Annotated in this window: 18 protein-coding genes; 9 read left to right on the top strand and 9 right to left on the bottom strand. The window is 40.1% G+C overall.

Features of this window, described 5'->3' with window-relative positions:
• Positions 1 to 2: 2 nt before the first annotated feature.
• The 4 genes from IM797_RS05210 to dinB form a co-directional block, all read right to left on the bottom strand.
• Positions 3 to 740, bottom strand: a complete 738-nt coding sequence (locus tag IM797_RS05210; protein WP_194126018.1) for a hypothetical protein — start codon at positions 738 to 740, stop codon at positions 3 to 5.
• Positions 741 to 908: 168 nt separating this feature from the next.
• Positions 909 to 2,393 carry a caspase family protein gene (locus IM797_RS05205; RefSeq protein ID WP_194126017.1) on the bottom strand — a complete coding sequence of 495 codons (1,485 nt, stop codon included), beginning with the start codon at positions 2,391 to 2,393 and terminating at the stop codon, positions 909 to 911.
• A 74-nt stretch (positions 2,394 to 2,467) separates the two neighbouring features.
• Positions 2,468 to 5,410, bottom strand: a complete 2,943-nt coding sequence (locus tag IM797_RS05200) for a DNA polymerase III subunit alpha (protein ID WP_194126016.1) — start codon at positions 5,408 to 5,410, stop codon at positions 2,468 to 2,470.
• Between the two features lie 19 nt (positions 5,411 to 5,429).
• On the bottom strand, positions 5,430 to 6,569 hold the full coding sequence (dinB, locus tag IM797_RS05195; protein ID WP_194126015.1) for a DNA polymerase IV: 1,140 nt from the start codon (positions 6,567 to 6,569) through the stop codon (positions 5,430 to 5,432).
• Positions 6,570 to 6,642: 73 nt separating this feature from the next.
• On the opposite strand from dinB, the gene IM797_RS05190 reads away from it, so the two are divergent.
• Complete coding sequence (locus IM797_RS05190) at positions 6,643 to 7,209, top strand: helix-turn-helix domain-containing protein (RefSeq protein ID WP_228098717.1); 567 nt, start codon at positions 6,643 to 6,645, stop codon at positions 7,207 to 7,209.
• Entirely contained in the window at positions 7,092 to 7,436 is a 345-nt protein-coding gene (locus IM797_RS28645; RefSeq protein ID WP_370583064.1) for a helix-turn-helix transcriptional regulator, read from the top strand. Before IM797_RS05190 ends, IM797_RS28645 begins: the two co-directional genes overlap by 118 nt.
• A gap of 14 nt (positions 7,437 to 7,450) precedes the next feature.
• Here IM797_RS28645 and IM797_RS05185 read toward each other — a convergent pair whose 3' ends face one another.
• Both IM797_RS05185 and IM797_RS05180 read right to left on the bottom strand, forming a co-directional pair.
• Complete coding sequence (locus IM797_RS05185; protein ID WP_194126014.1) at positions 7,451 to 8,440, bottom strand: hypothetical protein; 990 nt, start codon at positions 8,438 to 8,440, stop codon at positions 7,451 to 7,453.
• An 89-nt stretch (positions 8,441 to 8,529) separates the two neighbouring features.
• The gene (locus IM797_RS05180) at positions 8,530 to 9,033 is read right to left on the bottom strand and encodes a hypothetical protein (RefSeq protein WP_194126013.1); all 504 of its coding nucleotides are present in this window, start codon (positions 9,031 to 9,033) and stop codon (positions 8,530 to 8,532) included.
• A 428-nt stretch (positions 9,034 to 9,461) separates the two neighbouring features.
• On the opposite strand from IM797_RS05180, the gene IM797_RS05175 reads away from it, so the two are divergent.
• Positions 9,462 to 9,731 carry a hypothetical protein gene (locus IM797_RS05175; protein WP_194126012.1) on the top strand — a complete coding sequence of 90 codons (270 nt, stop codon included), beginning with the start codon at positions 9,462 to 9,464 and terminating at the stop codon, positions 9,729 to 9,731.
• 103 nt (positions 9,732 to 9,834) lie between these two features.
• On the opposite strand, the gene IM797_RS05170 is transcribed toward IM797_RS05175, so the two are convergent.
• Both IM797_RS05170 and IM797_RS05165 read right to left on the bottom strand, forming a co-directional pair.
• A complete protein-coding gene (locus tag IM797_RS05170; RefSeq protein WP_194126011.1) occupies positions 9,835 to 10,032 on the bottom strand; it encodes a hypothetical protein in 198 nt (65 codons plus the stop codon).
• A gap of 65 nt (positions 10,033 to 10,097) precedes the next feature.
• Complete coding sequence (locus IM797_RS05165; RefSeq protein WP_194126010.1) at positions 10,098 to 10,940, bottom strand: LytTR family DNA-binding domain-containing protein; 843 nt, start codon at positions 10,938 to 10,940, stop codon at positions 10,098 to 10,100.
• Positions 10,941 to 11,037: 97 nt separating this feature from the next.
• Here IM797_RS05165 and IM797_RS05160 point away from each other — a divergent pair, with 97 nt between their 5' ends.
• Positions 11,038 to 11,415 (top strand): hypothetical protein, encoded by a 378-nt coding sequence (locus tag IM797_RS05160; RefSeq protein WP_194126009.1) that lies wholly within the window; start codon positions 11,038 to 11,040, stop codon positions 11,413 to 11,415.
• Between the two features lie 173 nt (positions 11,416 to 11,588).
• A complete protein-coding gene (locus tag IM797_RS05155; protein ID WP_194126008.1) occupies positions 11,589 to 12,161 on the top strand; it encodes a sigma-70 family RNA polymerase sigma factor in 573 nt (190 codons plus the stop codon).
• A gap of 104 nt (positions 12,162 to 12,265) precedes the next feature.
• Here the strand turns inward: IM797_RS05155 and IM797_RS05150 are convergent, their stop codons facing one another.
• Positions 12,266 to 12,751, bottom strand: a complete 486-nt coding sequence (locus IM797_RS05150) for a DUF1877 family protein (RefSeq protein ID WP_194126007.1) — start codon at positions 12,749 to 12,751, stop codon at positions 12,266 to 12,268.
• A 149-nt stretch (positions 12,752 to 12,900) separates the two neighbouring features.
• Between IM797_RS05150 and IM797_RS05145 the strand changes: the two genes are divergently transcribed.
• From IM797_RS05145 to IM797_RS05130, 4 genes are all read left to right on the top strand, one after another.
• The gene (locus IM797_RS05145; RefSeq protein WP_194126006.1) at positions 12,901 to 14,097 is read left to right on the top strand and encodes a FecR family protein; all 1,197 of its coding nucleotides are present in this window, start codon (positions 12,901 to 12,903) and stop codon (positions 14,095 to 14,097) included.
• 181 nt (positions 14,098 to 14,278) lie between these two features.
• Positions 14,279 to 17,599 carry a SusC/RagA family TonB-linked outer membrane protein gene (locus tag IM797_RS05140; protein WP_194126005.1) on the top strand — a complete coding sequence of 1,107 codons (3,321 nt, stop codon included), beginning with the start codon at positions 14,279 to 14,281 and terminating at the stop codon, positions 17,597 to 17,599.
• 5 nt (positions 17,600 to 17,604) lie between these two features.
• On the top strand, positions 17,605 to 19,014 hold the full coding sequence (locus IM797_RS05135; protein ID WP_194126004.1) for a RagB/SusD family nutrient uptake outer membrane protein: 1,410 nt from the start codon (positions 17,605 to 17,607) through the stop codon (positions 19,012 to 19,014).
• A 1-nt stretch (position 19,015) separates the two neighbouring features.
• Positions 19,016 to 20,311, top strand: coding sequence for a TlpA disulfide reductase family protein (locus tag IM797_RS05130; RefSeq protein ID WP_194126003.1), 1,296 nt, complete (start codon positions 19,016 to 19,018; stop codon positions 20,309 to 20,311).
• Positions 20,312 to 20,314: the final 3 nt, after the last annotated feature.

The following is a 20,314-nucleotide window of genomic DNA, read 5'->3' as shown; positions in this document are numbered from 1 at the left end:
GATTATAATCCTACGCAAGCTATATTTGTTGACCTCAATAACAATAGGCTTAGGTACGGGTACAATATTTCCAAAAGCCTTGCTTTGTTTCTATAGCCAAAAATGGCGGGTACCACTGTCGTTTCTCCATTATGAACGAAGTTGTTACGTATAGCGTACATTACTGTAAGCACCTCTGTATGCGTCAAGATAAACGGACCAAACGAAATTTTTGCTATGATAGCTGATAAACCTACTCTTTGGGCTCCAAAAGCATTAGGAAGGCAGTAATTTAAATATTCTATTAATTCCGTGCGTTTGTTTGCGGTATTATATAAGACACCAAAGGCGCTGTTGGCAATATTCAGTGTATTAACTAATATCGGATCAACAGGATAATTATTATGCACCGCAGTTCCGATCCAATTGATCTTATGTTTGGTAACACCTGCTATATGCCCAAATAATTTTATAAATGTTTCATAGGCAAACCACAAATCAGCCAACTTATAATAGAGTAAATGGCAGATTTTCAGATCCCCTTCCTTATCTTGAACAAATTCATTATTCAATCGGATTTCCCGTATCCCAAAAGCCAATCGCATTTTGACATCAAGGTTCTGGAATTCATCGTAGATGAGCCTTAACTGCTGAGTCTTTGGAATATTTGCAACGTTATTTTGCAATGCTATATGAATGCGCCCTTCAATATTATGGTAGGCATTGTATTCATTTTGAAAATTCTGAAACTGAAACTCCATATAAAATTATTTAAATCCATCACCTCTGAAAGGAGATCAATCAAATATATGTAAGTTAAATTGTTCAATGATGAATTGGAAGACTAATCTCTTAATATACTAACAGATACATTTGAGATCAACGTTTATAAAACATACTCTGATCAAGAAATGACAATTGATATGGATTTAGCTTATTAAGGCAATTTTATAAGGTATTACAATAGGTTCGTTATCTACGGGATGTCTATCCGTACTAAACCTTAATTTTTTCAATGGAACCATTAGCAATTTGCTAAGCATTTTTTTCAAATCTGTAAAAGAAACTTTATCAAAATTGAATTCTAAATCTTCATTCATTCTAACCTTATCTAGAAGTTCAAATCCTTGATGTTTTACTGAGGCTAATCTAAGTCGAGTTACCAGCTTTTTCTGAAAGGTTAAGTATTCATAATTTTCAAATTTTATCTCAATTGGAACAGTAGGAGATCCAGGTTTATAAAAAATGTAGTTTTTAAATGGTTTGAGATGTTGACCAATCATATTGAATGCTGATGCGTATTCAATATCATCTTCCAGTAAATAGATTTCGTCAAGGAAATTATTTTTAAAATTTGTTTGCCTAAATCTGCCCTGATTATTAAAATACATTTCAAATAAAATACCATTTAGTACATGATTTTCATCATCAGTTGCCATGCTCGGAAGCCAATAAGAAGGATTCGCCATAAACTTCATCGCACTCCATTCTCCACCATGAGCTGCCTGTAAAATATTTCTTCCCATTAAAAAAAGATCACTCGTATTTTTATTGCCTATATCACTTAAGTTTTTAAATTTCCTCAATGCTGAGTTTTGAGAATCCCAATTATATATTCTCATTTGTAAAATTATTTCCTGAAGATCATTTCCATTGGAAACAAAATATTTGTCAGCAATCCCATAATGGCTATATGGAAGGTTAACACTATGATTTAAGTCTTTTCCATTGAAGTTGAAATTGCCAATTAATGAGGTATGCTCCCAACTAGTTTGCTTTCCGTCAGTCATGTCATAAACCGATGTTCTAACTCTTTTAAAGAATTCTTCAATTGGAATATCCGTATCATCAATGTGATTTAGAAACGCTTCGGCGTAAACGCTATTGGTGCCCTCAATTCCATCTTTAGCCGTTTGTCCAGGAGATGTTGAATAGGCAATTATGGTTCCTTTAGGGGCAAATACTGGGGCTAAACCTTGCTGATTAAGGCTACGCACAGCAATATTCCAGGGATTATCTCTACAGGCATCCAGAACAACAATGTTTATTGAATTTTCCGATGACTTTGACCTATCCATATAATCGAGAATCATAGCAAGGTTATAACTAGAATATTGGGCTGACAATTCATCTTCAAACCGTGTATTGATAGCAGTTAAATAATTCTGCCCCTTAACTTGTAATCCATGACCAGCAAAATAGAAAAGACCAACTGCAAAGTTTTTAAGCTTTGCTGAAAATAATTGTACCGCTTTTTCAAAGTCTTGTCCGGTACAATCTATATGCCTATCAACGGTAAAGCCAAGATCGGTAAGCTTTTTTGAGACGTCAATTGCATCTTTCGCTGCATTTGGCAGTTTATGCTTTTCTAAGGTATAATTACTATTTCCAATTACCAATGCTAAGGCATTCATGAGCGATATATAAGTACGCTCTAAAAATACTCTATAATTATTTGAAATGTTTTGTACAGGTGGACGTTTTTTTGTTATTCACTCCTTGGATCAAAATGTACTGGCAGTTTTGCAATTTTATGAACCTCAACTGCAGGGTATCCAAAGTCCAGCACTACTTTACCCATGACTAGATATACGCCGCTACCACGCAAAGGGAATGATTTTAAGGACGGAGGGAAGTGTACCGTATCAAAGAAGTCGCCGTTTACATCGTAAAAGGTGCCAAATTTCATGTTTTGACCGTTTTTAGTACGTACATGCTTGTCGCATACAAAGTCGCCTACCATGCGCACTATTTTACCTTCATATGCCCGTAGATCAGCAGCAAATACATCACCCCGGTAATCTGATTTAACCAGGTCAAACAATGTTGCTGAGATAGGGAAGCCTATCAGCTCCAGCTCGTCGTAAATGTCCTCAATGTAAGAACTCTCCAATACTGGTAAGATAGGCTTCACGCTACCTTCTTCCAGGAATAAACCAACTTCAGTTCTCCGCTTATTTGAGGTGCTTAGCAATAAATGTGCTTCCCAAAGCAATTCTTTTTTGCCAATACCAGTAAAAGCCATTGCACCGCTGCGGATCAGTATCACCAACTGCTCCAGGGTAATGCCGGTCCGCAATACAAAGTTCTCCATACTTTTAAATTCTCCATTGCGTATCCTTTCCTCTGGAATAGCAGTGGCATACTGGTGTTCCAGGTTCTGTAGGCAATCAAAGCCCATATAGATCACACTTCCTTTGATGCAGGCTGTGTATCGGCTATTATTCAAGCAGGGCAGGTTTACCGTAGCACCGGCTTTCTTCGCTTCATTGACATAGACCTTTCGGGAATAGAAGCCGCCATAGTTATTAAGCACTGATACCATAAATTCCAACGGGAAGTATGTTTTCAGGTAAAGACTCTGATAACTTTCTACTGCAAAACTGGCGCTATGCGCTTTATTGAAAGAATACCCGGCAAAGGATTCCATCTGCCGCCACACTTCCCGGCTGATGTTCTCGGGATAACCCATAGTATTACAATGACGGAAGAACTTGTCTTCGATTTCATCTAAGTGCTTTTTGCTGCGGCTCTTTCCGCTCATCATGCGGCGCAGCACATCTGCATCAGCCAGGTCCAAGCCGCCGAAATGATGGCCGACCTTCATCACGTCCTCCTGGTACACCATCACACCATAGGTCTCTTCCAACTGTTCCTTAAATACAGGATGCAGATATGCTACCTTTTCAGGGTTATGATGCCGTTCAATATAGGCTTTCATCATACCACTGCTGGCTACTCCGGGCCGGATAATGGAACTGGCTGCAACTAAGGTCAGGTAATCATCACAATTCAGTTTGGCAATCAACTGCCGCATAGCCGGGCTTTCCACATAAAAGCAGCCAATGGTATTTGCCGAACGAAGCTGATCTGCAATCTTAGGATCTTTAAAAAACTTCCGGGGCTGATGCACATCAATGATCTGACCTGTGTTCTCTTTTACGATCTCAACGCAGTCTTTAATATGCCCGATTCCACGCTGTGATAAGATATCAAACTTCTCAAAGCCGAGGTCTTCTGCAACGTGCATATCAAACTGCATCGTTGGTAAGCCTTTTGGAGGATAGTCTAAGGCACAATAACAGGTGATTGGCAATTCCGATATAATCACACCGGAGGCATGGATTGTCCGTTGGTTCGGAAAATCCTCCATTTGACTGTAAAGGGATAAGATCGTATTGACCACCTCATTTTTATTCAATATGCTGCCTGGTTCCATAATTAGGCGATCAATGTCTCCTTTGGGCAAACCATGCACCTTACCCAATTCCCGTATGATGGAGCGATCCCGAAAAGTACTCATGGCACCCATCAGGGCGGTATGCCCGGATTGATACCGATGAAAGATATAATCGTACATTTCATCTCTTTCTTTCCAGGAGAAATCTATATCAAAGTCAGGCGGTGACTGACGCTTGGGATTTAGGAAACGTTCAAAATATAAGTCCAGCTCTATAGGGCAGACATCAGTTATACCCAGGCAATAGGCCACAATACTATTGGCACCGCTTCCCCGGCCTACATAATGAAAATTGCGGGACCTGGCGTAACGGCAGATATCATCGGTAATCAGGAAATAGGAAGAGAATTTCAGATCATCAATGATCTTTAATTCTTTCTCTATTCGTTCCCTGGCAATACGGTCGCCACTTCCATACCTGCGTAAATACCCATCCATCGCATATTTATGCAACAGCTCTTTATCATCGATCCGGTTGCCGGTAAATGTTTTCTTATTGCGGTGTTCGCTGAAATCAAAATCAAAACGGCAATCTGCTAACAATTTCTCTGTGTTAGCAATGATACCAGGAAAATCTTTGAAACGATCCAGCAGCAAGGCTTTTGAAGGGAAAACCTCTGATTTATTGGCTACTTGTGTCGGCTCCAACTGAGAGATCAGGATATTATGATCAATAGCTCGTAATTGGTTGTGCAGCTTATATTGATCAGCAGAAATAAAGGTTACTGGCTGCCACAATACATATCTGGACATCTGTACTGGCGATGCAAAGCGAACTTTGTTTAAATGTTGCTGCCTGATGCCGATAAACTCATTATCTTGTAGTTTTCGGTTTTCATTCGTATCAAAAGGATAGATTACGAATACATGATTAAAAACAGGTGCAGCAGGAGGTAGGTTTGTTTTTGTCCGATTGCACTCAGTCAACAGCTCATTCATTTCCCGGAACCCATTTTCATTTTTGGCGATCCCGATATACAGCAATTCATCACCATTACGGAACTCAATACCCGCAAGCCCCTTAATACCTTTAGCCTGGCAGGCTTTAATAAAAGCCAATGAGCCGGTGCTGTTATTGATATCGGTAAGCACCGCAGTATCATAACCACGGGTTTGCAAACCGGTTACCAATTGATCCAGGCTTAAAATACCGTAACGCAGGCTATAGTAGCTATGAATATTGAACAGCATCTCAAATCCCCCTTGTCATTTATAAACTAATGGCTCTCTTAACGGAATCAATACCGTACCGTTCCCTTATCTTATCCATTGCCGCCGAAAGGTTGACATCTGTTACTGCGTCGTTGAATAAATCAATCTGGTAATTACCCGCAACCAGCTCACTAAACTTTACGCCAATCAACCGGATCAGCATGCGCCTGCTGTATAATCCCTTAAATAGTTCCAATGCTTTTTCAGATAACAGGCGATCTGAACTGGTAAATGGAATACGTACTTGTTTAGTAAAAGTTTCAAAATTGGAATAGCGGATCTTAATGGTCAGACAAGCGGTCAGTTTGCCGCTGTTGCGCAATTCAAAAGCCAGGCTATCCACCATCGTAATGATGTGCTTGCGTAATGAACCCATATCAATTGTGTCATTTTCAAAAGTGTGTTCTTTGCTGATGCTTTTCTTTTCAGAAAAAGGAATTACGGGAGAATCATCAAGACCATTAGCTTTCTTCCAGATCATCACACCATTGGCTCCTAAGACCTTTTCCATAACCGAGGGCTGCATTTGCTGTAAGGTGATAATCTGTGAAATGCCCATATTACGGAGCTGCATGAAGGTTTTAGCACCTACCATCGGAATCTTTTTTATAGACAAAGGGGCCAAAAAGGACTTTTCAAAACCAGTGTTCACCTGGCGCTCGCCACATGGCTTTGCTGTTCCCGTTGCTATTTTTGATACCGTTTTGTTGACAGATAATCCAAAAGAAATAGGAAGGTTGGTTTCGCGGATGATGCGTTGCCTTAATTCCTGCGTCCATTTCCAGCAGCCGAAGTACTTGTCCATACCTGTAATGTCCCGGTAGTGTTCATCAATGCTGGCTTTCTCGACAACCGGTGCAGTCTCGGAAATGATCTCTGTGACCATACGGGAATACCGGGAGTATTCATCATGATCACCCCGCACCAATATTGCCTCCGGGCATAGTTGCCGTGCCATCCGCATCGGCATTGCACTATGGATACCAAATTTTCGGGCTTCATAGCTGCAGGCGGCAACAACGCCGCGGTCAGAACTGCCGCCTACCAATACCGGTTTACCTATCAAATCTGTATTTAACAGGCGCTCCACGGACACAAAAAAGGTGTCCAAATCACAATGCACAATATGCCTATCCATAATTCCCCGATTTATTTTACTACTTTTGTCACTATTAGTAACAATATCGTGTTATCAATAATAACATTCTGAAATGGAGAATCGAAAAATATTTTTTGCAGCCAATGTAAAATTCCTCCGAAACAGGAAGAAAATAAGCCAGGAAGAGCTTGCATTGCAGTTAAATATTACGCGTGCTAAATTGGCGGCCATTGAGTTAGGAGAAACGAAGTCACCGCAGCCTGAAGATTATTTAAATGTCTCGGAATATTTCAAGATTAGTGTAGATGCCCTTCTGAAAATAGATTTAAGCAAATTAGGAGAGCTGAAGGTTCGGGAACTGGAGGCGGGCAACGATGTTTATATGGCCGGAGGAAATATCAGAGTGCTGGCCATTACAGTCAATAAGCAAAACGTCGAAAATGTGGAATATGTGCCGGTGAAAGCAAAAGCAGGATACAAGGCTGGCTATAGTGATCCGGAGTTTATTGCTACACTCCCCAAATATAGTTTTCCCGATCTTCCAAAAATGGAACATACAGGATGTTTCCAACGACTGGCGATTCTATGCTACCCATTCCGGAAGGCAGCGATATCCTGGCGAAGTATGTTCAGGATTGGACCAGTATCAAGGCGGGAACACCTTGTATTGTCATATTAAATGGAACCCAGGATTTTGTATTTAAACTTGTAACAGTAAATAGTGACAATACCCTGATGCTAGAATCTCTAAACAAGAAGTATCTACCCTATTCAGTGCCGACAAATGATATATTGGAAATTTGGGCCTACCATAAATACCAATCCAATAAGTTGCCCGATTCAATTACTGAACTGCAGGAGATAAAGTCGATGATATTGGATCTAAGCAATAAGCTGGTTAAGTAAAAACCGAAAATTGATTAAGCGTTTATTTTTCGATGAAACTCTGCGGTCAGATGTTTATCATTTACCTGGGCATGCAATACCCGTTTATCAACATCTGTATAATTTCTGTCTAAATTGCCGTAATATCCAATTTGCTTTTCAATCTGCATGTCTTCCACTTCTTTTAGTATCTGGCAAATGGTTTCTGATAATACAAGGTATGAAGTAGCGATGTCAACTAAATCCCGTGTTCTAAAATCGGTAATTATATAACGGTGTACCACCTTGTTTCTATCTTTATAAAGCTTTTCAAGCTGATTGAATAGATCTTCGCTTAGGATACCTTCATTTTTTGCGAGATCATATATTCTCCGCTCCATTACAGCCTTATCCGTATCCCCCTGGTATAGTAAGGAAATATCCAGCCGATTGGACTTTTCATCGAGCTGCTTCTTTAGCATAAGAGACATTCTTAAATAGGCATCTATTTGATTGGCCAGGATTACTATCATTTCGATGAGTGAGAGATTTTCCATTGCCTTATTCCTAAGATCGAATGACGCGGCTAAAGAAGCAACGAAATTACTTATCCTAAAATGCGCTACAGCAATCTCACGACGGTCTTCACTGAGCAACTCCAGTGTACTTAATGCCTGTTCTACTTTTAAAAGGTCATTGACTTCAGATTCTGAATTTTCCGCAGCGAGATCACAAACATACTTGACGATGAAAGTATGATCTTCCACTATTGCAAACCAAAGATGTATTCGAAATTCATCTTCTACAAATCCTGTTTTGATAAACTTTAAATCTTTTGTATTGTAGGTTTGTATAGCAACATTCTTTTTTATGGGCACTTCCTCTTTTGAGTAACAGCTGATCTGGAAAGACCCATTTTGCGGCGCATCATATGGCTGAAAGCAAAAAGGTGATTGCTCGTCAAATCCAGATCCCGGATTAGCATATTGCCACTCTATCGGAATCTCAAGTACAAATTTCCCACTGGGTTCAAAAAAATATTTCATACATCGCAATATATTAAAAATGGATAAATAGAGCTGCTCATTTTCAGTTACCGTACAATTTTGGTTTACCTAAAAGTTAGAAGAGCGTCTTACAATCTTACCAAAGCCGCAATCAATGAGAGGTTAGAAGCGTCTACTGATAGTTTTACGCCCGACGGATACTCCAGGGTAACTTCTTGTCGTTTAGCCCCATCTCTTACTGTTACGTCCTGATAATGCGCTATATCTTTAGGGCTCAAAACGCCTTCCGTCCGGTCTGATGTGTTATGACCTATATCGTTGTGTTGTTCAGGTAAGTTATTCGCAGAACGGTATAGGGGCTCCATATTATTGCCCCCTTCAACTATTCCGGTTTCGGTTATTGACAATTCAGAGAGTGGGTCTGTTTTACCCTTCGATAAGCGGCAGTATTGTGAATAAGGACGGGGCCGAAAATCGATTAACCATGCCAGAAGCTCAATATTTTTCTCCCTGGTCATTATGTCCTTTTTCAGAAAGTTGCAAAGCGGCCTGAATTTATCCGGGTCACATTTCCTGACTGCTACAGCAGAAATTTCCTGGTCAAACGGTAGCTCAAAAAACTCCTTTAGCATACGCCTGTCCATGTTACTGCAGCCTGAACTAAACAGTAAGCGAAATTCGTTACGGACCTTTGCGGTTGTAGGGTGTGTCAGGTTTGAGGAGAGTTCACCCGCAGCTTTTTTTTTTCGTAGAACGCCAGAACGTCAGATTTATATTTTTCTATCATTGTCGAAAGAGTTAGACAATAAATTTATACTAATTTTTTAAATACAGAAAGGGTTGATAGACATTCCGCTAGTAAACTCAATAATGCTATTGGATCAGGTATTGGCAGGATAATACGACATTCTATAGCTTTAATGCAAATAGGATTTACGATTACGGTTTCCCGTAATTAACAGCTTTTTATATTCCCCATCTTTACGGCTTTAAGACACCGAAACGGACAACAAACAATATTAATTATAATAATATTTGTACTTTTAAAAAGAACAGACTTATGGCAACAGAGAAAGATACCAGTGAAACCTTAATGAACAAAATTATTGAGCTGGCCACCCAATACGGAAATGTATATACCGATACAAAAGAGGCCCATATTGCAGCGAAGGGATATGCAGTTGGCTATAACCATGCGCTAACGGAAAAGACAAAAGAAATAAAAGAACTGGCGGGCATTGTAAAATTGCTGCTGCCAGGCATAGGATCAATACCTCTGGAAAATGTAAAGGTGATTGAACAGTATGTTGAAAAAATGGATCAGCTATAATTGAGCGTGGATGTGCTACTGAAGATTGGTAGGAACAAAGAAGGGGGCTAAGCTGTAACACCTCACCCCCAAATTAACGCTCTCGCCCAAATATATAAATAATTTAATTACCATTCGGTGCATTTGATATTACCCACAATTTTGCGTCTTTCGGATAGCGAAATACATGTTTCTCATTCATCCTGGAAATCACCAAAGCATATTTGCTATCTTCCTCTGTTATTTCCAGCACACTCCCCAAGTTAAGTATGTAAAAACCGGCAGTAAGTTCCGCAATGTCTATTTCTTTAATATCTTTCATTATGAGCGTGTAGAAGTAATGCAAATATATAGTTATTATAACAATCAGATATTTGGTGTTGGATGCTACTTTACAGAATTATTACCGTCTATCCACTCCCTGAAACTCCTGCTCTTTTTCTGACTAATGACAATAGGTATTTTATACTTCGGCTCTGTCACTAATTCCAGTTTATTATAAGGCAAGTTTTCAAAATGTTTACACGCTTTGCGGCTGACCAGCATCTGCCTGTTTGCTCTAAAGAAGTCCTTTTCAGGGAATAACTGCTCCAGTTCATCCAATGGTTGTATCACTGTATAATCATCACCGGAAAAGGTGCGCAGAAAATTATAATCTCCTTCCCGGAAAAAGTAGGCGATATCGACAATTGGAACAGGTATGCTTTTGACTCCCTGGTTGACCATAAAGGATTGTTGCGGGAGATCGTCGCTTTCAGTGGTTACCACCGGTGTATTAGCAACAGCCCGTTCTGCTATTTTCATTTGCGCAAAAAAGTAATACGCTAAATAATACAAATTGAGCAGTAGCAGCAATACAAGGATGATCGGATAATCAAAGCGGAGGTAGTATGTCTTTAATATCCGCAGCCCCCGAATAGCGAAATAAACATAGGCCAATAAAAAAGCCAGCAAACCGGGAGCAACCCAACCTAACAATACCTGCAGTGCTGCTCTTTCTAACGGCTTGGCTCTCCAGTCAAATTTACGGTCAAGTTTCAGATACACCCAACGTACAAAGCTGATGAGTAAAAAAGCGATCAGAATACTGCCCGTCATAGCCACATAGTAGATCTGCGTGAGCACTGCTTCAAAAAGAGAGATTTCCTCTCCATACATGACTATAAAATGTGCTACCAGTACAGGTACTATTATTCTAAACCAGAGATCATTGTATCGAACATAAACCATAGCGAAGTCATTAATTCTTTTAGTATTGTAATTCTAAAACAGGCGCACTAATTTAGAAATATTATTAATATATATTATTCACTTAACCCTATTAACGATGCAACAACAACCGCTTACGCCTGCAGGCGTTACCAACAAAACAACAGAACTGTATGCCTTATCCAATAACGATTTGCTCGCACAGGCGAATTTGGTCCGTACAGATTTTATAACCTGGATGAATACCAATTTTGTGCTGAATGCAAGCCAGTTGAGCTGGCTGAATGGCGTTGATACAAGGTGGATAGCTTATGCAGCATTTTCAACAGGATTTGCGCTTGAAAACAGGCTACCGGTTATTTTCGATGCACCGGTGCCACTACCACCGGCATCTATTAGTAAAATGGCAAAAGTGGAGAATAAATTCAAAGTCGAATATTCGCAAATCACTGGTTTTGTACCTCATGGAGAACTGGGCTTTACCCTGACCTATTAAAAAAATGGCCGGATTGCTCCGGCCAAAATTTATCCCTCACTATCGGTAGTGAAGCCACAAAGTTATCTATTATCAGTTTTTAAAGAAATATCCTTAGTATTTTAAGATGCTCAATTCGCTTGATATAAATATTACATTTTAGTATATTTGATATCAGCAAATTAGGAATGGAAGTGAGGTCACATAGCGGTTTTGATGTTGTTGCTTTTAATCAAAAAGAAGTAGCAGCGTATAACTACGTGTTCCGTTTTTATTATCCTTCACTGTGTCAATTTACCGGGAGATTAATAGGTCGCGATTTTGCAGAAGACCTGGTTGAAGAATTATTCTTAAGGTTATGGTCTTCTGAAAAGACCTTTAACAATGAGGAACACTTAAAAGCATTTTTATACCACTCCATTAAAAATGCCAGTCTGGACTTTTTGAAAACTACCAAACGGGCAGTGGATCGCAATACCCTATTTACAGAAGAGCATTCCTTCAATGAAGCAGACTACCTCGCCGGTATCATTCGCTCTGAAGTATTAATTGAATTGTACCAGGCAATAGCTGAATTACCGACAGAAAAAGGCCGGATAATCAAAATGACCTACCTGGATGGAAAATCTAACCAGGAGACAGCAGCCGAGTTAGGCATATCTATCCAGACGGTGAAAAATCAAAAGCTAAGAGGTTTGGCGTTATTAAAAAACAAGCTACCTGACGGAATATATGCTTTCATATTCCTTTATCCATTTGTGAAATAATCCTCGAGGCTTTATTTCCTCCGCTTAATATGATATTTCAATTGATGGTCGCCCAAGTTTTGTTTGTCCGCGGTTTTCATAAATTGATAAATTGCAACAAGTATTTATGTTGTCATTATAATTATGGCTTTGGCGTCACGAGCAGCTTGCGAAATGAACCTTTTAAGGCCGAGGAAGCAGGTATGCAAATAATCATATGATTCTTTGCCATATCCCCATATATTGGGGTAAACATCAGACGCCATCATAACGAGTGGATCAAAGTTCTGCGCAAGAATGGAATCATTTACAGTGGACAGTAACTCATCCAACTGCTCTATTTCTTTGTGGGTTAATACCTGATAGATAATACCGTTTTCCTCATCTTGTGGCAAAAGGACAATCTTACCCTTCAATAAGTTTTGATAGGGATTGTCAGCGTCAGCACTACCGGATAACAAGAACTGAATACCTGGTAAACTTTTATCAATATCCAATAATTTATCCCCTGACACCGTATCATTCGGATAAAACCTGTTGTATAGTTCTTCCAATTTCAGGCCGGTTAGTTCAACAGGATTTAACTGAAGCAGTTTAGTGTATCGTCCCATACTACAAAGTAACAGATCAGACTTTAAAAATGCGCCATTTACCTGGGTATCATGCGAAAAAAGAAAATTGCCATTTGCTAAAAATAATTCTGAAAGCCGTGGTACTATGGGCCAATCATGTCGTGTTGCTTGTAATTAACCACTCCATTATGCAACATAAAAAAGAACTAACCGCCATTAGAATCGGCAAACTCGTTATTAAAGAACTAGCTGGACAGCTCAGTCCTGCTGAGCAGGCCGAGCTTCAGGAATTGATCTGTACTACTGAAGAAAATAGGTTAGTCTATAAAGAATTGTTACGGGAAGAAAAAAGAAACGGCCTTTTGGGGGAATTGAAGAGGTTTGATGGTAATGCTGCATTTGACAGGTTTACCAACAAGATCAATCCTCCGGCAAATAGGAAGCCCATCAAACTTTGGCTGAGAATTGCCGCAGGTATAGCCGCAATTGTAACAATAGCTATCCTAAGTACCTACCTGTTTCAAAAACAAGGATCATCTGATCAGAATATAACACAGACTATAAAAGACATATCCCCAGGTGGCAATTTTGCCACTTTGAAATTGGCTGATGGTAGGACTATAAGTTTGAAAGATCAGCAGAACGGTACTATAAGTAAGGAATCCGGTATCAACATCAGCAAGACAAGTGACGGGCAATTGGTCTATACTGTTGATCAGAAAGATCAATCTTTAGCTAAAGAAGTGTACAACACTATTACGACACCTGTGGGGGGACAATATCAGGTGCTTTTGCCTGATCATTCGACAGTATGGCTAAACGCTGCTACTAGCATAACTTATGCGACAACCTTGAATAAACAAGGTAAGCGCTGGGTACGATTGGAAAGCGGCGAAGCCTACTTCGAGATAGCGAAGGATAAGGCACATCCGTTTATTGTTTCTTCTTCCGGGCAGGAAGTAACCGTATTGGGTACGCACTTTAATATCAATAACTATTCGAACGAAAATGCAATTAAGACAACCTTATTGGAAGGATCAGTAAAGATTCAGAGTTCTTCGAGCACTAAAGTACTGAAGCCAGGCCAGCAATCTGCAGTAACACGTAATCAAATTAAAGTAACCCCAGTCGATACAGAAGCAGTCGTAGCCTGGAAAAATGGCCTGTTTGTATTCAATGAAGCAGATGTACCTGCCATCATGCGGCAAATCTCCAGATGGTACAATGTAGAAGTTCAATATAGCGGAGCAATACCTAATAATCTTATTTCAGGCGGTATAGAACGTAACAGTAACCTGACAACAGCTATGAAGATGCTGGAAATGGTCGGCATCAAATACCAATTGGTACAGGTTGGCGACACAAAGAAAATAATCATCCACTAAACAATAACTAACCTGATGTTTTACTTAAACCCAAACTTATGAGATAGTACCATTAAAATTTAGGTTAATAATCCCCAAAAGAAAAAGCCGGACGTGTTGTTCAGAACACATCCGGCAATGCCGGGGTATTAATCATTAAACCTCTAACAGTATATCAATTAAACCCTAACAAATCAAAAGTATGAAATTTTTCAGCTACGGGAGTTCCTGTGAAGAAAAAACACGGCTACGGTACTGGTTCATGAAACTGGACCCGGCCATTAAAAGGATGATCATTATGCGTATAAACCTCATCGCATTCCTGGTAAGTATCACTGTAATGAATGTTTGTGCATCAGCAAGCGCACAAAGCATCAGTATTAATGTACAACAGGCTCCCTTAAAAGAGGTATTAAACCAGATCAAAAAGCAAAGTGGTTATCAGTTCCTATACGACAAGGTACAGATCGAAAGTTCAAAGTCTGTAACCATTAACGTCAAAGGTGCAGAGCTTAAACAAGTGCTTGATCTTTGTTTCGATCAACAGCCCTTAACTTATGAGATCGTCAATAAAACCATTGTTATCAAATTAAAACCCCGGAGCTTGGGCGATAAGGTTACATCTTTCTTAAAATCGCTGAAGGTAACAGGCAGGGTTAAAGACGAAGACAATAAGCCTGTAGCCGGGGCAACTGTAAAAATCAAAGGCAGCAAACAGTCTGGGACAACAAATCAGGATGGTAAATTTTCCCTTAATGATGTATCAGAAGCCGCAACCTTAGTAATCAGTTTTATTGGTTATGAAGATCAGGAGATGCCTGTCACAGCCGAAATGACAATCGTTCTAAAAAGGAGTACTTCAAGACTTGACGAAATTCAGGTAATCGCCTACGGCTCCGTCGTTCAGAGACTTAGTACAGGTACTGTAACTAAAATAAAAGCTACAGATATTGAAAAGCAACCTATTTCCAATCCGTTGGCTGCTTTGCAGGGCAGAGTATCCGGGCTTATAGTTGCTCAAAGCTCTGGTTTGTCAGGCAGTAGTTACGATGTGCAGTTGCGAGGCCGAACATCAATAAAAAACTCCAGCAATCCTTTATATCTTATTGATGGAGTGCCTTTTGGCGGAACAAGTTTAGATATAATAGGCGGTGGTACCGGTATTTATGGGCAAAGTCCGTTCAGTAGCATCAATACACAGGATATTGAAAGCATTGAGGTTTTAAAAGATGCCGATGCGACTGCAATTTATGGTAGTCGTGGTGCAAATGGCGTAATTCTTATTACTACAAAAAAAGGAAAAGCGGGCAAAACGGAATTCAGCGCCAATTTTTATTCAGGTATTGGAAAGGTAACGAGGACAATGGAGTACTTAAATACAGCACAATATTTAGATATGAGGCGTGAAGCATTTAAAAATGACGGAATTGTTCCTACAGCCAGTAACGCCCCGGATCTTATGGTGTGGGACAATAGCCGTTATACTGATTGGAAAGACCTGTTAATTGGCGGAACTGCAAAAACGACTGATGTACAGGCCAATTTAAGCGGAGGGTCACAGACTACCCAGTTCCTGATCGGGACAAATTATCATCATGAAACAACCGTCTTCCCTGGTAGTCTCGCAGACAATAAGGCTAATGTGCATTTTAATTTAAATCACCGGTCTACCGACAATAAATTTTTATTCAATTTTTCGGCAACCTATAACAATGACAATAATAACCTGATATCAACTGACCTTACAAGTGTTGTCCGTATTGTTCCCAATGCCCCATTACCTTTTGATGCAAGCGGAAAGCTAAATTGGAGCGAAGGAGGGGTGAGCTTTCAGAATCCATTGGCCTATTTCCAACAGCCCTATAAAGCAGTTACGGATAACCTTATGTCCAATGCCGTTGTGGAATATGCTCTTTTTCCTGAACTTAAAATCAGGACCAACCTAGGTTTCACTAATATGGCTCTGAAACAAACTATTCTCAAACCAAAGAGTAGTGCTGATCCAGCTAATACAACAACTAATTCCGCCACCTTTGCCAATAATACTGGCAAGAATTGGATTATTGAACCTCAGTTGGAATACGAAAAGTCCTTTGCTTTGCATAAAATAAATGTTCTTGTAGGGAGTACGTGGCAACAGGATATTATTGACGGCAAAAAAATTGATGCTAGTGGTTTTATTAGCGATGCGCTTATTGAATCGCCGGGTGCCGCTGCATCCCAGGTAACCAGATTAAATTATAGCCAATATAATTACCAGGCGGTGTTCGGGCGTATCAACTATAATTACGATAACAAATACATTGTTAACTTAACAGGTAGAAGGGATGGCTCCAGCCGCTTTGGTCCCGGGAAACAGTTTGCTAATTTCGGATCAATAGGAGCAGCGTGGATATTTACTGAAGAGGCGTGGACAAAACGCCTGCTCCCTTATCTCAGTTTTGGAAAGTTACGGAGCAGTTTCGGTGTGACAGGCAACGACAAGATTGGGGACTACAAATTTTTAGATACCTGGCTAACTTCAAATTATCCTTACCAGGGGACGGCAGGTCTAACTCCTTATTTTCTGAATAACCCCGATTATGCCTGGGAGCTAAACAAGAAATTGGAATTTTCTATTGATCTGGGATTCTTTAAAGATAAGATACTGTTCAATGCCGGATTCTATCAAAACAGAAGCAGCAACCAATTGATTGATTATTCATTGCCAGCGCAGACTGGTTTTACCCAGATACTCAAAAATTTTCCGGCGCTAGTGCAAAATGCAGGTTGGGAGTTTAATCTGAATACTACAAACATAAACAACCAAAAGTTCAACTGGACCAGCAATTTAAACCTTACTATCGCAAGAAATAAACTGCTTGAATTTCCCGGATTGGAAACTTCATCCTATGCAGATCAATATATGATCGGGTATCCGCTTGCTATCACCAAGAACCTAATATATAAGGGAGTTGACCCGCAAACAGGCGTCTACACTTTTAATGGTACCAATATTGTTTCAGACAGAACCAGCATCGGTAATATTGAACCAAAATTCTATGGAGGCTTATCGAATAGCTTCAGCTATCAAGGTTTTCAACTGGACTTTTTGCTTCAGTTTGTCAAACAGGATGGACTCAACTACTTAGCTTCTTCCTCGGTCGTAACTCCGGGGATAATGAATAATCAGCCTATTTATGTGCTGGACAGATGGACTGCTCCCGGGCAAAGCACGACAGTGCAAAAGTTTACAACGCAAAATACAACCGGAGCGGCGGGTACTGCCAACTACAACTACACTTTCTACTCAGACGCCCGAATATCTGACGCGTCCTTCATCCGGCTTAAAAATGTATATCTCGGCTACTCTATACCCGGAACATGGATCAATAGGATCAAAGCTAAGAGCCTTAAAGTGTATCTGCAGGCACAGAACCTGTTTACCGTCACTAACTACTTTGGCAATGATCCGGAAAACGCCAACTATAATGCGCTGCCGCCTTTGCGGGTGATTACAGCAGGTTTACAATTTAGCTATTAACTACCATGAAAAATCACACTAAATATTCAAATACAATCATCAGCACGGTATTTATTCTGATGATTATTGTGCTAAGTACCCTATTATTCTCTTGCAGGAAATTTGTCGAAGTGCCATTGCCCAAAGATAGGCTTGTCAATGAATTGGTGTTTAATGACGACCCCAGCGCGACGGCTGCGATCTTAGGTATATATAGCAACATGATGCAAACCAATACTTTGATCAGCTCCACTGCTACCTGGTATCCTGGCCTAAACGCAGATGAATTGAACTACGTAGGCACTAGCGCCTCGTCGCAGCAGTTTCTGAAGAATTCCATACTTATTGATAATTCCGAAGTAGATGCCGCATGGACGCAGGGATACCAATTTATATATTATGCAAACTCCGCTATCGAGGGCTTAAATAAATCATCAACGGTGAGTGAAGCCACTAAAAAACAGCTTTTAGGGGAAGCGAAAGTTATAAGGGCATTGGTTTATTTCTATTTGACTAATTTATATGATGCGGTTCCCTTGGTCACTGGTACCGACTATGAAAAAAACGCTGTGTTGCCCCGGGTAGCACAAACTGAAATTTACGATTTTGCAGTGCAGGATCTAAAGGAGGCAAAAGAACTGCTATTGCCAGCTTATCCAACCGCGGACAGGGTAAGACCCAATAAGTGGACTGCCTCTGCCTTGTTAGCCAGGATATACCTTTATCAAAAGCAATGGGATAAAGCTGAAAAAGAGGCTACGGAAGTTATTAATTCTAAAGTATACTCTATTGCCCCTGTATCTGACACTTTTCTTAAGACCAGCAACGAAACCATATGGCAATTAATGCCTGTTGCACCAAGTTCAAATACACTCGTATCCACACGTTTTATTCCATCAAGCAATACAAGTGTGCCCTTATTTCCGCTGACCAATGAACTGGCCAATATATTTGATGCGAATGACCTTAGAAAAGCAACATGGATAGGAAAATCCATAGCCTCCGGCATAACCTATTATTATGCCTATAAGTATAAGATCAGGACAACAAACGCTACAACGACCGAGAATTATGGTGTTTTCAGATTAGCTGAACAGTATTTAATAAGAGCGGAGGCCAGGGCACGGCTCAATGTTGATTTAAAGGGTGGTATCGACGATGTTGATGTATTAAGAATTCGCGCCGGTATATCTAAACTGCCTGAAAACTTATTGCAAGCAGATCTTCTGGCAGCAGTTGAAAAAGAAAGACGTATGGAATTATTTGCCGAATGGGGCCACCGATGGTATGATCTGAAAAGGACAGGCAGGCTGGATGCAGTAATGTCTGTTTTCAAACCTACTTCATGGAAACCAACAGCTGCTTTATGGCCCATCCCGTTTTCGCAAATTAAAGCAAACAAACAATTAGTACAGAACCCAGGATATACCAACTAAGATGAAGAAGATATTAATAATTGCTGTACTCCTGTTAAGTAGTGCATTGACTGGTCATGCCCAACAAAGCCCCGTTATTAAACCATTGTCCATTGGTGATAAGCTTCCTGATGTTATGCTTCAGGGCATATTCAATAGCCCGGCAGGTAAGAACCTTAAGCTATTCTCTCTTGTAAAAGGTCGTCACCTGATAATAGATTTCTTTGCGACCTGGTGCATACCATGTATCAAAGCATTGCCGGAGATTCAAAAAATGCAACAATCCTATTCGAAGAGATTGCTTATTCTGCCGGTCACTGCGGAGCAGCCAACAATATTAAACCAATTTTTTAAAGCCCAACCACAGTTAGCGTCAACACTGAACTATCTGCCTGATGACCGGATATTAAGAAGTTACTTTCCACACCGCATGGTGCCACATGAAGTATGGGTAGACAGTAACGGTATAATAAAGGCAATAACTGGTGGCCAGGCATTGAATAGTCAGATCATAGATGCCTTTTTGTCTGACAAAGTTGTTGATGCACCTCAAAAGGTGGATGACCTTAAAGTCAATGTTCGTCAGCCGCTTTTCATTAATGGGAATGGAGGCAGCGATACGACCTATTCCTATCGCTCCGTTTCCTCAAAGTATCTTCCAGGTGGGCTTGGAACCAGTTCTATTAAGGCGGAAGGCGACAAGATCAAAAGGTTTACATCCATAAATGCCACTGCACTGAATTTATTCACCCGGGCTTTTTCAAAGTATAAATTGCTAGTTTATAACTGGAACTGGATTGTAGCAGATGTTGCCGACAGCAGTAAACTGACCTATAGGCCGCATCCGCTTACACAGAAATGGAAGGAGGAAAATATGATCTGTTATGAACTATCTTTTAAGAAAGCTATCCCGGACAGTCTTTTCTTTAGTTATATGATGCAGGACCTTAATCGTTTATTTGATCTGAGCTGTGAAGTAAAAAAGAAAATGGTGCTTTGCAATGTCATTACAAGAGCACAGCAGGACAATACCGTATTGCAAAGTAAAACAACGAAGATAAGTGGCGCCTATACAGGCAAAATGAGAAACCAACCATTTGCGCGGCTTGTTGATCTCCTCTGTAACTATAAAAATGCGATTCCTGTGGTTGATGAAACCGGTATTAATTTCAATGTTGATATGGATCTGGATTTCGGCCTCGACCTGCGTTATCCTGCGGAGATCGATAAGATCAAAGACACTCTTCGCAAATATGGATTAGTGATGAGTCAACAGATGCGCCTTATTGATGTAATGTACATTAAAGACAAATCTTAAAGG

Origin of the sequence: Pedobacter sp. MC2016-24 (assembly GCF_015223055.1) — a bacterium.
Classification (GTDB): Bacteria; Bacteroidota; Bacteroidia; order Sphingobacteriales; family Sphingobacteriaceae; genus Pedobacter.
Note: the sequence above shows the minus strand (reverse complement) of the source record. Positions and strands in the feature narration are given on the sequence as shown.